Origin of the sequence: Bradyrhizobium sp. (assembly GCF_027307225.1) — a bacterium.
In the GTDB taxonomy this organism is placed as follows: domain Bacteria; phylum Pseudomonadota; class Alphaproteobacteria; order Rhizobiales; family Xanthobacteraceae; genus Bradyrhizobium.
Genome location: NZ_DAHUXJ010000140.1, coordinates 18,910 through 32,553, shown reverse-complemented (window position 1 = coordinate 32,553; position 13,644 = coordinate 18,910). Strand labels below are relative to the sequence as shown.

General features: G+C 61.9%; 11 protein-coding genes and 2 pseudogenes. 9 read left to right on the top strand and 4 right to left on the bottom strand.

Annotated features, from left to right (window positions below):
* Positions 1–386, top strand: a pseudogene (locus M6D32_RS23410) (UPF0104 family protein); the annotation flags it as partial.
* Between the two features lie 129 nt (positions 387–515).
* Positions 516–1,040, top strand: a complete 525-nt coding sequence (locus tag M6D32_RS23405; RefSeq protein ID WP_298260752.1) for a carboxymuconolactone decarboxylase family protein — start codon at positions 516–518, stop codon at positions 1,038–1,040.
* Between the two features lie 172 nt (positions 1,041–1,212).
* Here the strand turns inward: M6D32_RS23405 and M6D32_RS23400 are convergent, their stop codons facing one another.
* Entirely contained in the window at positions 1,213–1,434 is a 222-nt protein-coding gene (locus M6D32_RS23400; RefSeq protein WP_298260750.1) for an acetyl-CoA carboxylase biotin carboxyl carrier protein subunit, read from the bottom strand.
* A 150-nt stretch (positions 1,435–1,584) separates the two neighbouring features.
* Here M6D32_RS23400 and M6D32_RS23395 point away from each other — a divergent pair.
* Positions 1,585–2,572, top strand: a pseudogene (locus tag M6D32_RS23395) (helix-turn-helix domain-containing protein).
* Positions 2,502–4,061 carry a carboxyl transferase domain-containing protein gene (locus tag M6D32_RS23390; protein ID WP_298260748.1) on the top strand — a complete coding sequence of 520 codons (1,560 nt, stop codon included), beginning with the start codon at positions 2,502–2,504 and terminating at the stop codon, positions 4,059–4,061. Before M6D32_RS23395 ends, M6D32_RS23390 begins: the two are co-directional and overlap by 71 nt.
* 5 nt (positions 4,062–4,066) lie before the next feature.
* Here M6D32_RS23390 and M6D32_RS23385 read toward each other — a convergent pair whose 3' ends face one another.
* The 3 genes from M6D32_RS23385 to M6D32_RS23375 form a co-directional block, all read right to left on the bottom strand.
* Positions 4,067–5,368, bottom strand: a complete 1,302-nt coding sequence (locus tag M6D32_RS23385; RefSeq protein WP_298260758.1) for an MFS transporter — start codon at positions 5,366–5,368, stop codon at positions 4,067–4,069.
* Positions 5,369–5,467: 99 nt separating this feature from the next.
* The gene (locus M6D32_RS23380; RefSeq protein ID WP_298260746.1) at positions 5,468–6,664 is read right to left on the bottom strand and encodes an acetyl-CoA C-acyltransferase; all 1,197 of its coding nucleotides are present in this window, start codon (positions 6,662–6,664) and stop codon (positions 5,468–5,470) included.
* Between the two features lie 155 nt (positions 6,665–6,819).
* Complete coding sequence (locus tag M6D32_RS23375; RefSeq protein ID WP_298260744.1) at positions 6,820–7,590, bottom strand: enoyl-CoA hydratase; 771 nt, start codon at positions 7,588–7,590, stop codon at positions 6,820–6,822.
* Between the two features lie 223 nt (positions 7,591–7,813).
* On the opposite strand from M6D32_RS23375, the gene M6D32_RS23370 reads away from it, so the two are divergent.
* The 5 genes from M6D32_RS23370 to mmsB all read left to right on the top strand — a co-directional run bounded on the left by M6D32_RS23370 (position 7,814) and on the right by mmsB (position 13,618).
* Positions 7,814–8,437 (top strand): TetR/AcrR family transcriptional regulator, encoded by a 624-nt coding sequence (locus M6D32_RS23370; RefSeq protein WP_298260742.1) that lies wholly within the window; start codon positions 7,814–7,816, stop codon positions 8,435–8,437.
* A gap of 386 nt (positions 8,438–8,823) precedes the next feature.
* Complete coding sequence (locus M6D32_RS23365) at positions 8,824–10,320, top strand: CoA-acylating methylmalonate-semialdehyde dehydrogenase (RefSeq protein WP_298260740.1); 1,497 nt, start codon at positions 8,824–8,826, stop codon at positions 10,318–10,320.
* Between the two features lie 162 nt (positions 10,321–10,482).
* On the top strand, positions 10,483–11,628 hold the full coding sequence (locus tag M6D32_RS23360) for an isobutyryl-CoA dehydrogenase (RefSeq protein WP_298260738.1): 1,146 nt from the start codon (positions 10,483–10,485) through the stop codon (positions 11,626–11,628).
* Positions 11,625–12,701, top strand: a complete 1,077-nt coding sequence (locus tag M6D32_RS23355; protein ID WP_298260736.1) for an enoyl-CoA hydratase/isomerase family protein — start codon at positions 11,625–11,627, stop codon at positions 12,699–12,701. Before M6D32_RS23360 ends, M6D32_RS23355 begins: the two co-directional genes overlap by 4 nt.
* On the top strand, positions 12,695–13,618 hold the full coding sequence (gene mmsB / locus M6D32_RS23350; protein ID WP_298260756.1) for a 3-hydroxyisobutyrate dehydrogenase: 924 nt from the start codon (positions 12,695–12,697) through the stop codon (positions 13,616–13,618). Before M6D32_RS23355 ends, mmsB begins: the two co-directional genes overlap by 7 nt.
* Positions 13,619–13,644 lie beyond the last annotated feature (26 nt).

The window sequence follows — 13,644 nt, the reverse complement described above, 5'->3', positions numbered from 1 at the left end:
TGCTGATGCCGGCGCAGCCCGATATCGATTTCCTGTCGTTGGCGGTTGTTTTCATTCTCGCCACGCTACTCGGCTTCGCCAGTCACGCACCCGGTTCGCTCGGCGTGTTCGATGTCGCGATGCTGATTGCGCTTCCGCAGTTCGGCCGCGAGCAGTTGCTTGCCACGCTGGTTGTCTTTCGCATTCTCTACTTCATGGTCCCCTTTGGCATCGCAATCTCGATCATGGGGACCCGCGAGCTCTGGCTCAACATAGTGTTGCCCTGGCAGACGCGGCGCAAGCAAGGCGATATGTGCGTGGCGAGGCGCGACGAGGAAGAGCCGGTTGAGGTCAAGGCGGCCACTGTGCCATTCCCGCAGCGCTCGCGCGCTGCTTCCCGCCGCTAAGGCACGATCCGGAAAAGCGCGTAGCGGTTTTCCGAAAAGATCATGCGTAAACAATAACCTGCGCTATGGTGGTCCAACTTGATCCCATCGCGCTTTAGTCCAGCTCGAAAACCAAATCCGAGGTGATCCATGGCCCGCATCGACTATTGCGATACTTCGAAATCGAACGAACGCACCAAGGAAATTTTGGGCAAGAACCGCAACGCCAACATCTTCCGCATGATGGCGCACTCGCCGAGCTATTTCGAACAATACTGTCGGCTGGGCGGCGCGATCCGTCACCGCGGCGAACTTGATCCGATCGTGCGGGAGCTCGCGATCACGCGAACCGGGATTTTGTGCGAAGCGCCTTACGAGATTGTGGCGCACCAGCGCATCGGCAAGAATGTCGGCGTTACCGACGAGCAGAATGCGGCGCTGGAGAACTGGGAGCGTGCGACGTGCTTTGACGAAGTGCAGCGCGCGGCACTCGCCTTCACCGACGAGATCATCCGCCTTCGACGCCCGAGCGATGCCACCTTCAACGCCGTTGCCGCAAAACTCACGCCGGCAGCGTTGATCGAATTGCAGCTTTCGGTCGGCTTCTACATCATGACCTCGAAATTTCTGGAAACGTTCGACATCGACATGCAGCCGGTCGAGCAGGTGGTCTGAGGGCCTAGTGGTCCGATTACAACATGCGCATCCCTTCTCAGCACGCACTTTTGCGAATGTTAGAATCAAAGGACCACTAGCAAATTTATGTTTCTAGTGGAGTTTAGGATTTGACATTCGCCTTGCGAATTCGCCGCCAGGTGGGTAGCGAATGTCAAATCCACTCCGCTAGTCAGGTCTCGATAACAGCGACGGCCTGTCCTTCGCTGACCATATCGTCGACCTTGACCAGGATCGATTTGACAATTCCGGCCGCCTGCGATGCCGCCGGTATCTCCATCTTCATCGCTTCGACGACGACGATGTCGTCGCCTTTGCCGACACGTGCGCCGGCCTGAACGGCAAGCGTGCAGACGCGGCCCGCGACTTCGGTGACGATCTCGATCTCTGGCATCCCAGGTTCCACGTTTCGCTATGCGAACAGAGTCCGCTGTTCGAAACATCGATGCAGCCGACTTATAGTTAGGTTGTCGCGTCAGATTGCCTGAGCTAGTTTGTCCATCAAAGTGGAATTTAGTTCCGCTATGCGGAATAGGAGGTTGGCATGGGGCGGCGCTCAGAGCGGCTGAGCAGGCAGGGAGCGCTTGCGCATGAAGCAGCCGGCGAGGGCGATGTCATTCAAGTCGTGTCGCGTGCCTTCGACATTCTGCGTTGCTTCGAGGGACACGAAGCAAGACTTGGCAATCTGGAAATCTCCAGCCGCTGCGGATTGCCGCGTTCGACGGTCTCGCGCCTGACGCACACGTTGACGCGAATGGGGCAACTCGTCTATCTGCCGCGCGATCAGAAATACCGGATTGGTCCGAGCGCGGTCGCGATGTCGACCTCGATGATGCGCGGCTTGCAGTTGCGCCACCTGATCCGAATGCGCCTGCAGGAAGTGGCGGACCAATTGCCTGGCACGGTCGGTTTCGTCATTCCGGACCGCTTCCATCTCGTCTATCTCGAGGTTGGCCGCGCCGCCAACGCGATCGGTCTTTCGTCGACGTCGGGCACGCGAATTGCGATCGCGAGCACCGCGGCGGGTCATGCTTATGCGGCGGCACTTACGCACGAATCGGCTGAGGCTCTGCTTGTCGATATGGAGCGTGAAATTCCCGACAGCGCGAAGCTGTTGCGACCGCGGCTGGATGCCGACCGCTACTCGTTGCGCGAGCGGGGCTATGTTACGAGTTGCGGATTGTGGAGTCCGCATATCAACGGGCTGGCCATTCCGCTCTGGTCGCCGCATTATCAGACTTATGTCGTAGTCACGATCGGCCTTCTTTCCAATATCTACGACGAGATGCGTCTGCATAAGGACGTGGCGCCAAGGCTTCTTGAGTTGAGCGTTTCCATCCGGGCGCTGCTGGAGGATGGCGAAAGCGCATTGTTCCGCCAGCGTGCGCAGGGAGCGCCGGCCTAGTGCGGCTAGGCGTTGCCTTGCGATCAACTCGTCAGTCTCCCGGAGAAAAAATAAGAATGAACTGGAAGCCGGAGCTCGACGAACTGGCCCGGCGCGAAGCCTTGGCACGCCAGATGGGCGGAGCTGACAAGGTCAAGCGCCAACACGATCAGGGCCGTCTTACCGTTCGCGAGCGCATCGAGGGCCTGCTCGACCGCAACACCTTCCACGAAATCGGCGCCGTGTCTGGCATCGGCGAATATGACGAGAAGGGCGAACTGACCAACGTCACGCCGGCCAATTGCGTCTTTGGCCGTGGCAAGGTCGATGGCCGCACCGTGGTCGTGGTCGGCGACGACTTTACAGTCCGCGGCGGTTCAGCCGACGCCTCGATTTCGGCGAAGCCCCTGATGGCCGAAGAGATGGCGCATGATTTTCGGCTGCCGATCATCCGCGTGATCGAAGGCTCCGGCGGCGGCGGCTCAGTGAAAACCATCGAGACCAAGGGCGCGGCCAATTTGCCTGGCGGCATCGGCGGTACGCGATGGTACGCCTACACGACCGCCAACCTTGCGCGTGTGCCGGTGGTCGGTCTCGGGCTCGGATCCGTCGCGGGATTGGGGGCAGCGCGGCTTGCCGCCAGCCATTATTCGGTCATGACCAAGAAGTCGGCGATGTTCGTTGCCGGCCCGCCGGTGGTGAAGCGCCTGGGCCAGGATCTCGGCAAACAGGAACTCGGCGGCGCTGACATCCAGACGCGCGCCGGCAGCATCGATCAGGCGGTCGAAACCGAGGAGGAAGCCTTCGCCTGTGCGCGGCGTTTCCTGTCCTATCTGCCGTCGTCGGTTTACGGGATGGCGCCGACGCTTCCCTGTAACGACGATCCGGAGCGCTCGGAGGAATTATTGTTGTCAGCCGTGCCGCGCAACCGCCGGCAGGTCTACAAGATGCGCCCCGTCATCAACGCGGTCATCGACAAGGATTCGTTCTTCGAGATCGGCGCCAATTTCGGACGTCCGGTCATCGTCGGGCTGGCGCGGCTGGAGGGCAGGGCGGTGATGGTGCTGGCCAGCGATCCCTTCCACTACGGCGGATCGTGGACGGCGGATGCCTGCCAGAAGGTCGTTCGCTGGGTCGACTTCGCCGAGACATTCCATCTGCCGGTGGTCTACCTGATGGATTGTCCCGGCTTCATGATCGGGCTCGAGGCCGAGAAGGCCGCTACCATCCGTCATGGCGTGCGCGCCATGGCCGCCGTCAATCAGTCGACCGTTCCCTGGTGCACCGTCATCGTGCGCAATTCCTTTGGCGTCGCCGGCGTGGTGCATCAGCCCGCTGACCGCTTTTCGATGCGTTACGCATGGCCTTCAGCCTATTGGGGTTCGCTGCCGCTCGAGGGCGGCATCGAGGCGGCCTATCGCGCCGACATCGATGCGGCCGAGGATCCGCAAGCCAAGCTCGAAGAAATCGAGGACCGGCTCAACAAGCTGCGCTCTCCGTTTCGCACCGCCGAAAAATTCTGGGTCGAAGAGATCATCGATCCGCGCAAGACGCGCTCGCTGCTCTGCGAATTCGCGCGTCTTGCCGAGCCATTACGCAACGTTGGTTCGCCCGCCAAGATGACGACGAGGCCTTAAGCGCGTCACGCCGTGGCGGGCTTTGCCACAAGCGGCTTTGGCGCCGGTCGGGAAATCGTCAGCACCATCACGGATGCTATCACACACAGCGCACCGGCAAAGAAGAACGCCGGCAGATAGGTTGCGAGCAGCGTCCGCGACAGCCCGGCACCGAACGCTGCAAAGGCCGCGCCGATCTGATGGCCGGCGAAAACCCAGCCGAACACCAGATTGGCCCGCTCGGCGCCGAAGCGCTGCGCGCTCAGCCGTACCGTCGGCGGCACGGTCGCGATCCAGTCCAGCCCATAGAACATCGCAAACAGCGACAGGCCGTAGAACGAGAAGTCCGTGAAGGGCAGCATCAGGAGCGAAAGCCCGCGCAGGCCGTAATACCAGAACAGAAGCCAGCGGTTGTCGTAGCGGTCCGACAGCCAGCCGGAGCAGATGGTGCCGAAGAAATCGAAGATGCCCATGGCGGCGAGCAGGCTCGCGGCCTGCACCTGCGGGATGCCGAAATCGAGGCACATCGGGATCAGGTGGACCTGGACCAGGCCGTTCGTCGAGGCGCCACAGATGAAGAAGGTCGCAAACAGGATCCAGAACGTCCGCGTCCGCGACACATCGCGCAGGGTCCCGAGCGCGGCCGCCATGATTGGTGCGTTACTCGGCGGAAGCGCCGGCAGCGGCTCGGTGCCTTTGTCGCCGAACGGGCGCAAGCCGAGATCGCTCGGCCGGTCGCGCATCAACATCAGCACCGCGAAGGCGGCGACCCCCAGCATGACGCAGACGAACGACAGCGCGACGCGCCAGCCCATCCGCTCGGTGATGCCGGCGAGCAGTGGCAGAAACACCAGTTGTCCGGTTGCGGTGCTCGCGGTCATGATCCCGACCACGAGACCGCGCCGCGCATTGAACCAGCGCGCAGCGATCGTCGCGCCGAGAACCAGTGCGGTCATCCCCGTGCCGATGCCGATCACGACGCCCCACAGCAGCAGGAGATGCCAGACTTTCGTCATGGCGAGCGAGGCCACCAAGGCGGACACCACGACCAGAAGCGCCGACAACGTGACATTGCGCAGGCCGTAGCGGTTCATCAGCGCCGCCGCGAACGGCGCCATCAGGCCGAACAGGACGAAGCGGATCGAGAGTGCGGATGAAATCTCCGCGGTGCTCCAGCCGAACTCCTTCTGCAACGGCACGATGAAGACGCCGGGCGCGCCGACGGCGCCGGCGGTGACCAGCGCGGTGAGAAAGGTGACGCCGACCATGACCCAGCCGTAGTGAATGTCCCGGCGGCCAAGCGCAGACGAAAGCCAGTTCGAAATCAAGTTCACCCCCGGAGTTAGCTCGATTTATCGGATGTGCACATTGCCCCGATCATTGCATGACCGAAATGACTTAGTTCCCTCATTTTCGGACGTCGCTGATCAGGAGGCGATCCGCTCGACCGCGATCGCAGTGGCTTCGCCGCCGCCGATGCAGAGAGCGGCGACACCGCGTTTGAGGTTTCGCGCCTCGAGCGCATGTAGCAGCGTGACGATGAGGCGGGCGCCGGTCGCCCCGATCGGGTGACCCAACGCACAGGCGCCGCCATTGACGTTAAGTTTGTCGCGCGGGATTCCAAGATCGCGCTGCGCCGCCATCGCGACTACCGCAAAGGCCTCGTTGATCTCGAACAGATCGACATCGCCGACGCTCCAGCCCGCCTTGTCGAGCACCTTGCGGATCGCCGGGATCGGCGCGGTGGTGAACCATTGCGGTTCCTGGCTATGGGTGGCGTGGGCCTTGATCTCCGCCAGGGCCGGCAGGCCTTCGCGGTCGGCGAGCGCCCGCCTGGCAATCACCAGCGCCGCAGCGCCATCGGCATTGGCCGAAGACGCGGCCGGCGTGATCGTACCGTTGGCCCGGAACGCCGGCTTCAACCCGGGAATCTTGGCGGGATCGACCTTCATCGGAATTTCGTCATTGCCGATGGCGCGTGGACCTGCCTTTTCCGTGACCGTCAGCGGCACGATTTCGACCTTGAAGGCGCCGCCTTCCACCGCGTTGCGGGCGCGCGTCAGCGTTCCCATCGCATATTCGTCCTGCGCGGCCCGCGTAAACTGATAGGCCTCCGCGGTTGCTTCGCCGAAATCGCCCATCGAGCGGCCGGCCTCGTAGGCGTCTTCCAGGCCATCAAGCAGCATATGGTCGATGATGCGGTCATGGCCGACGCGATAGCCGCCGCGTGCCTTCGCCAGCAGATACGGCGCGTTGGACATGCTCTCCATGCCGCCGGACACCACGATGTCAGCAGAGCCGGCACGGATGATATCGTGGGCCAGCATCGTCGCTTTCATGCCGGAGCCGCATACCTTGTTGATGGTGGTCGCCCCGGTCGCGTCCGGCAGTCCGGCGCCGCGCGCAGCCTGCCGTGCAGGCGCTTGACCCTGTCCAGCCGGCAACACGCAGCCCATGAATACCTCATCGATCCGTTCCGGCTCGAGCTTGGCCCGATCGAGCGCCGCCCGAATGATATGAGCGCCGAGCTGATGGGCGCTAAACGGCGAAAGGTCGCCCATGAACCGCCCGAGCGGAGAGCGGGCGGCGGAAATGATGACGACGGGATCGGAGGTGGCGGCCATGGTGATCCTCTTCAGGAAAGAGTCGGATAGATTATGCATGTCATATAATGCACCGCAAAAATTTGCAATGGACGGTCCCGATGACAACTACACATGCGTCTGATGACAAAATGTCTTGATCGGATGTTTCTGTGGTCCGATCAACGAACGGGCCGTCAACGCTTCCGGTTGATGAATTCCTGCATCAACCGTTTCGGCTCCTCGGTCAGGAACGAGCGGCCGAACACCCCGATACTCAAGTCGACAGATTCGGTGAGCGGCAATTCTTCCCATTGCCGGAGCAGGGCCTTTTGCGAGCGCAGCGCTTCCGGTCCGCATTTCAACAGCGCTTCGACCACCTTCTCGACCGCGGCATCGAGGCCATCTTTGGCGGCGACGACATCGACGAGACCCCAGGCAAGCGCCGTGGCGGCATCGATGTTTTCGGCGGTCATGACCAGCCAGCGCGCGCGGCTCCAGCCGATCAGGCGCGGCAGCAATGCCGCGTGGATGACACTGGGAATCCCGACGCGGACTTCCGGCATTCCGAATTTAGCGTCAGATGCCGCGACGCGGAAATCGCACGCCGCCGCAACTTCGAGCCCGCCGCCGAGGCACCATCCGGGCATTCGGGCAATGACCGGCGCGGGAAAGTTTCGCACGGCTTCGCAGAGATCGCGCAGGCCTGTGATGAACTTTTCAGCGGAGTGCTGGTCGAGGCGGGCCATCTCCTTGATGTCGGCGCCGCCGATCATGCTCTTTGGGCTTTCGCCGGCCAGCACCAACACGCGGATTTGACGGTCGGCCGCCAGTGTCTCAAGCCCTTCGCGGACGGCGCGGATGACGTCCGACCCCAGAATGTTGAGCGGACCAGCGTTGCAAATTGTCAGACGCACGAGGCCGCGTGAATCGCGATCGACGCCGCTGTGTGAGTTGAGCATCTGCATGGGGGACCTCGTTCCGCGGGAAGAATTCCAGTTCCCCGGTAAAAGACACCGTTGTCAAGATGGAACGGGCGCCCGTTGCGATGACTTGGGTGCACAGCGTCAAAAATTGATGATGATGGGATACCAACGCCGAAACCAGATGAAATAGCGTGCGGTATCCGGCGGCGGGTGCTAAAAGGCGGCCGGCGTTATTATATGACCCTGAACATATCATGAGACTCCGATGCGTTACTCCAAGGAACATAAGTTTCAGACACATGCCCGAATCGTAAAGCGGGCTTCGATCAAGCTCCGCGAAAGGGGCGCCCATGGCATCGGGGTAGCCGATCTCATGAAGGAGGCCGGGCTGACCCATGGCGGCTTCTACGCCCATTTCGATTCGCGCGATGCCTTGATGATCGAGGCCTTCACGCATGCGATGGACCGCTCGACCGAGCATTGGCGAAAGCAGTCGGAGGGAACGTCGGCAGAGAAGCGTCTCTCGGGGATTGTGAATAGCTATCTGTCGGCGGAACACCGCGACAATCCCGGCCAGGGTTGTGCGGTGCCGGCGCTGGCAGCCGAAATCGCGCGCGAAAGCGCCAAGACGCGGAAGGCGTTTGCGGGGCGAATGGAACAAATGGTCGAGATGCTCGCGAAGCAATTTCACGGCACACCACCCAAGGCAGCACGGAAGCGGGCGATGGCCACCCTGGCCACGATGATGGGCACGCTGGTGATGGCCCGCGTCGCCGGGAGCGGCGAATTTTCCGACGAGATCCTCAAGTCGGGCCGTGAAGCCATTCTGGAGCGTGCAAAGCCTGTGGCCGCGAAGAAATCGGCCGGAAGGACCACGGCTTCGGCCTAACCAAGCAACGCTTATTCGACGTTGGTCTAAGGAGCGACAAGACGCGGTAAAGCGCCATTTTCGCGCATCCCTCCCGCGCAGAAAAAACCTTTTCAAACAGGTCAAAGCCTGCAAGATGCCAGAACCGGGACACTAGTGCGGTGAATTTGAAGTTCCTATCAGTTTCGCGGTAATCTCGTCATAGGAACTTCAAATTCTAAACCGCACTAGAGTCTATGATTGGCTAGCGCTCCTTTGATTCCGAAGTTCGTAAACGTGGAGCCGCAATATGACGAACTTCGGAATCGGAGCACTAGTAAAATCGGCGCGCCGGTCCGTATCGCCGCCGAACCCGGAAAACGGGTGCTGGAAGCGGGCCAATCACTTCAAGATTCCGGGAGGAACGCATGCGTATGATCGGTCATTTCATCGGCGGCCGCGAGGTCAAGGGCACATCGGGCCGGTTCGCGGACGTCTTTCAGCCGATGACCGGCGAGGTTCAGGCGCAGGTCGCATTGGCCTCCAAAGCCGAAATGCGCGCTGCCGTCGAAAACGCCAAGGCAGCTCAGCCTGAGTGGGCCGCGACCAACCCGCAGCGGCGGGTTCGCGTCCTGATGAAATTCCTCGAGTTGGTGGCCCGCGACAATGACGCGCTGGCCGAATTGCTGGCGCGTGAACACGGCAAGACCTTCCCCGACGCCAAGGGCGATATTCTGCGTGGCGTGGAAGTCGTGGAGTTCGCGATCGGCATTCCGCAATTGATGAAGGGCGAATTCACCGAGGGGGCCGGTCCGGGAATCGACCTCTATTCGATGCGTCAGCCGCTCGGTGTGGTCGCCGGCATTACCCCTTTCAACTTCCCGGCGATGATCCCGATGTGGAAGTTCGCGCCCGCGATCGCCTGCGGCAATGCCTTCATCCTGAAACCCTCCGAGCGTGATCCCGGCGTGCCGATGAAACTCGCTGAGTTGATGTTGGAAGCAGGCCTGCCGCCCGGCATCCTCAACGTCGTCAACGGCGACAAGGAGGCCGTGGACGCCATCCTCGATGACCACGATATCGCCGCCGTGGGCTTCGTCGGTTCGTCCTCGATCGCGCAATACATCTACGAGCGCGCGGCTGCGAACGGCAAACGCGCCCAGTGCTTCGGTGGCGCCAAGAACCACCTCATTATCATGCCAGATGCGGACATGGATCAGACCGTCGATGCGCTCGTTGGCTCCGGCTACGGCGCGGCGGGCGAGCGTTGCATGGCGGTGTCCGTTGCCGTGCCTGTCGGCAAGACCACCGCCGATCGGCTGATGGAAAAGCTCATTCCGCGCGTTGAGAACCTGAAGATCGGGCCTTCGCTGGATTCGACGGCCGATTTCGGGCCGCTTGTCACGCGTGAAGCGCTGCAGCGCGTCAAGAACTACGTCGAAATCGGCATCAAGGAGGGCGCAAAGCTCGCCGTCGATGGCCGTAATTTCAAGATGCAGGGTTATGAAAACGGCTTCTACATGGGCGGCTGTCTGTTCGACAACGTGACCAAGGACATGCGCATCTACAAGGAAGAGATTTTCGGCCCCGTGCTTTCCGTGGTGCGGGCCAAGGATTATGCGGAAGCACTCGCGCTGCCGTCAGAGCATGAATACGGCAACGGTGTTGCGATCTTCACCCGCGACGGCGATGCCGCGCGCGATTTTGCCAACAGGGTCAATGTTGGCATGGTCGGCATCAACGTGCCGATCCCGGTGCCGGTCGCTTACTACACCTTCGGCGGCTGGAAGCGTTCCGGCTTCGGCGATCTCAACCAATACGGGCCGGACTCGGTTCGCTTCTATACCAAGACCAAAACGGTAACGGCGCGCTGGCCCTCCGGTATCAAGGACGGGGCTGACTTCGCGATGCCGATCATGAACTGAGGATTTCCGTCATTGCGAGTGCAACGAAGCAATCCAGGAATCCCTCCAGAAATGGCAGTCTGGAACGGTTCGTCGCATTGCTCCCTTGCGCAAACGCTTTGCGTTTGTCGCAGGCAATGACCACCGGTGCGACTGGCTAAAGCAGGGAAACACAGCCGAGACATGCAATTCGCACTCACCGAGGACCAGGTTGCGGTTCGCGAGATGGCGCGGGATTTCGCCGCGGAGAAAATCGCGCCGCATGCGATCCGCTGGGATGAGGAGAAGCATTTCCCGGTCGATGTGATGCGTGAGGCCGCCAGGCTCGGCATTGGCGGCGTCTATATCCGTGACGATGTCGGAGGCTCGGCGCTGACACGCTTCGATGCGGCGCTGATCTTCGAAGCGCTGGCGCAAGGCTGCCCAACGGTGTCGGCCTTCATCTCGATCCACAACATGGCGTCATGGATGATCGATGCCTTCGGTAACGACGTCCAGCGCCGGCGGTGGCTGCCGAAGCTTTGCACCATGGAATACCTCGCAAGCTACTGCCTGACCGAGCCCGGCTCAGGATCGGACGCCGCCGCCTTGCGAACGCGCGCGGTGCGCGACGGCGACCACTACGTCCTCAACGGCCAGAAACAGTTCATTTCCGGCGCGGGCCGCGGCGATCTCTATGTCGTGATGGTGCGGACTGGCGAGGGTGGTCCCGCCGGCATTTCCACGCTCGTGGTCGAAGGCGACACGCCGGGTCTCTCGCTCGGCGCCAACGAGCGCAAGATGGGCTGGAATGCGCAGCCGACCCGCGCGGTGGTGTTCGAGAATGCGCGCGTGCCGGTCGCCAACCGCCTGGGTGACGAAGGCATCGGCTTCAAGATCGCAATGGCCGGGCTCGACGGCGGCCGCATCAACATAGCGGCCTGTTCGCTCGGCGGGGCCCAGAACGCGCTCGACCGCGCGCTCGCCTACATGAAAGACCGCAAGGCGTTCGGAAAGCGCCTCGACGAATTCCAGGCCCTGCAATTCCGCATCGCCGACATGGCGACCGAACTGGAAGCGGCGCGCACCTTTGTCTGGCGCGCGGCTGCGGCGCTCGACCGCAAGGATGCGGATGCGACGCTGCTCTGCGCGATGGCCAAGCGATTTGGTACCGACGTCGGTTTCGAGGTCGCCAACCAGGCGCTGCAGCTGCATGGCGGCTACGGCTACCTCAGCGAATACGGCATCGAGAAAATCGTGCGCGACCTCCGCGTGCATCAGATACTGGAAGGCACCAATGAGATCATGCGGCTGATCGTGGCGCGCAAGCTGATCGAGGGCGCGCGATGACGGCGCCTGCGGTCGCGGACGCCGAGGGCGATCTGATCATGCGGCGCGAAGGCGCGGCCGGTATCATCAGGCTGAATCGCCCGAAAGCGCTCAATGCGATGACGTATGAGATGTCGCAAGGCATCGACACGGCGCTTGATCGCTTTGAAGCTGATCCCGCCGTCGCAGTGGTAATTCTCGAAGGCGCAGGAGAACGCGGCTTGTGCGCCGGCGGCGACATCCGCGGGCTTTACGAAAGCTCAAAAGCCGGCGGGGATCTTGGCAAGGTGTTCTGGCGCCAGGAATACGTCATGAACGCGCGGATATCAAAATATCCAAAGCCCTATGTCGCGTTCATGGACGGCCTTGTCATGGGCGGCGGCGTCGGGCTGTCCGCTCATGCGCGCCATCGCGTCGTCACCGAGAAGACGAAGCTCGCGATGCCGGAGGTCGGGCTCGGCTTTTTTCCGGATGTTGGTGGTACCTGGCTGTTGCCGCGCTCGCCTGGCGAGATCGGCACATTCTTCGGTCTCTCCGGGCAGACCATGAACGGGCCGGACGCGGTCTTCGCGCACTTTGCCGATAACGTCGTGCCGTCCGCAAAACTGCCGGCACTCCGGGAGGGTCTGACCGGAGTCGAAACCGGCACCACCTCGGCCGAGGTCGACAAGATCATCGCAGGCTTTACGACCGGCGAGACTGCTGGGCCCGTGGCCGCCAGAAGGGCAGATATCGACCGCTGGTTTGCGCACGACCGGATGGAGGATATTTTTGCGGATCTCAAGCGCGACAATTCGGAGTTCGCGCAATCGACGCTGGAGACGTTGAACGAGAAGTCGCCGCGCGGGATGGTGGTCACGCTGAAGCTGTTGCGGTTGGCGCGCCATGCGACTTCGCTGGAGGAATGTCTGGTGCGCGAATATCGTGCGGCGCTGGAAGTCTTCCGGAGCGATGATTTCCGCGAGGGCGTGCGCGCCGCCGTGATCGACAAGGATCGCGATCCCCGATGGTCGCCGCCGCGTATCGAAGACGTGACGCCCGAAATGCTGGCGCCGTATCTTAGAGAGATCGGCGCCGACGAACTGGTATTCTAGAAAGAAGAAATACAGCGAGGAGCATTGAGATGGTCAGCATTGCATTCATTGGTCTCGGCAATATGGGTGGCCCGATGGCGGCCAATCTCGTCAAGGCCGGCCACAAGGTAATAGCCTTCGATCTCGTCGCCGCTTCCCGCGATCAGGCCAAAGCCGACGGCGCGGCCGTCGCCGAAAGCTCGGTGACGGCGGTGAAGGGCGCCGACGTCGTCATCACGATGCTTCCGGCGGGCAAGCACGTGCTTGCGGTCTGGCGGGAGGTCGTGCCCGCCATGACGAATGGCGCGCTCATCATCGATTGCTCGACCATCGATGTCGAAAGCGCCAAGGAAGCGCATGCGCTGGCAGCAAAACATGGGATCGGTTCGATCGATGCGCCGGTCTCGGGCGGCACTGGCGGCGCAAAGGGGGCGACATTGACCTTCATGTGCGGCGGTGCCGAAAAGGCTTTTGCGTCCGCCAGGCCGGTGCTGGAAAAGATGGGCAAGAAGATTGTCCATTGCGGCGGCGCCGGCGCGGGGCAGTCAGCCAAGATCTGCAACAACATGATCCTCGGCATTTCCATGATCGCGGTGAGCGAGGCCTTTGCGCTCGCCGAAAAGCTCGGGCTCTCCCATCAGGCGCTGTTTGATGTTGCCTCAACCTCATCCGGGCAATGCTGGTCGTTGACGTCCTATTGTCCGGTACCCGGTCCGGTCCCGGCATCGCCGGCGAACAACGACTACAAGCCCGGTTTTGCGTCGGCGTTGATGGTGAAAGATCTGACCTTGGCGCAGGATGCCGCGAAGGCCACGGGCGCGGCGACCCCGCTCGGCCAGCATGCGCAGGAAATCTACAAGGCGTTCGACGCGGCCGGAAACGGCGGTGTCGATTTTTCGGGAATCATCCAGCACGTCAGAAAATTGGCCGGCAAATGAAAACCTTTCCATCATTGCTTCGCGAT

What these genes read in the sequence shown, in the direction of transcription:
- M6D32_RS23405 (WP_298260752.1), top strand. Translation starts at nt 516, where the DNA reads ATGGCCCGCATCGACTATTGCGATACTTCGAAATCGAACGAACGCACC.
- M6D32_RS23400 (WP_298260750.1), bottom strand. Translation starts at nt 1,434, where the DNA reads ATGCCAGAGATCGAGATCGTCACCGAAGTCGCGGGCCGCGTCTGCACG.
- M6D32_RS23390 (WP_298260748.1), top strand. Translation starts at nt 2,502, where the DNA reads ATGAACTGGAAGCCGGAGCTCGACGAACTGGCCCGGCGCGAAGCCTTG.
- M6D32_RS23380 (WP_298260746.1), bottom strand. Translation starts at nt 6,664, where the DNA reads ATGGCCGCCACCTCCGATCCCGTCGTCATCATTTCCGCCGCCCGCTCT.
- M6D32_RS23375 (WP_298260744.1), bottom strand. Translation starts at nt 7,590, where the DNA reads ATGCAGATGCTCAACTCACACAGCGGCGTCGATCGCGATTCACGCGGC.
- M6D32_RS23370 (WP_298260742.1), top strand. Translation starts at nt 7,814, where the DNA reads ATGCGTTACTCCAAGGAACATAAGTTTCAGACACATGCCCGAATCGTA.
- M6D32_RS23365 (WP_298260740.1), top strand. Translation starts at nt 8,824, where the DNA reads ATGCGTATGATCGGTCATTTCATCGGCGGCCGCGAGGTCAAGGGCACA.
- M6D32_RS23360 (WP_298260738.1), top strand. Translation starts at nt 10,483, where the DNA reads ATGCAATTCGCACTCACCGAGGACCAGGTTGCGGTTCGCGAGATGGCG.
- M6D32_RS23355 (WP_298260736.1), top strand. Translation starts at nt 11,625, where the DNA reads ATGACGGCGCCTGCGGTCGCGGACGCCGAGGGCGATCTGATCATGCGG.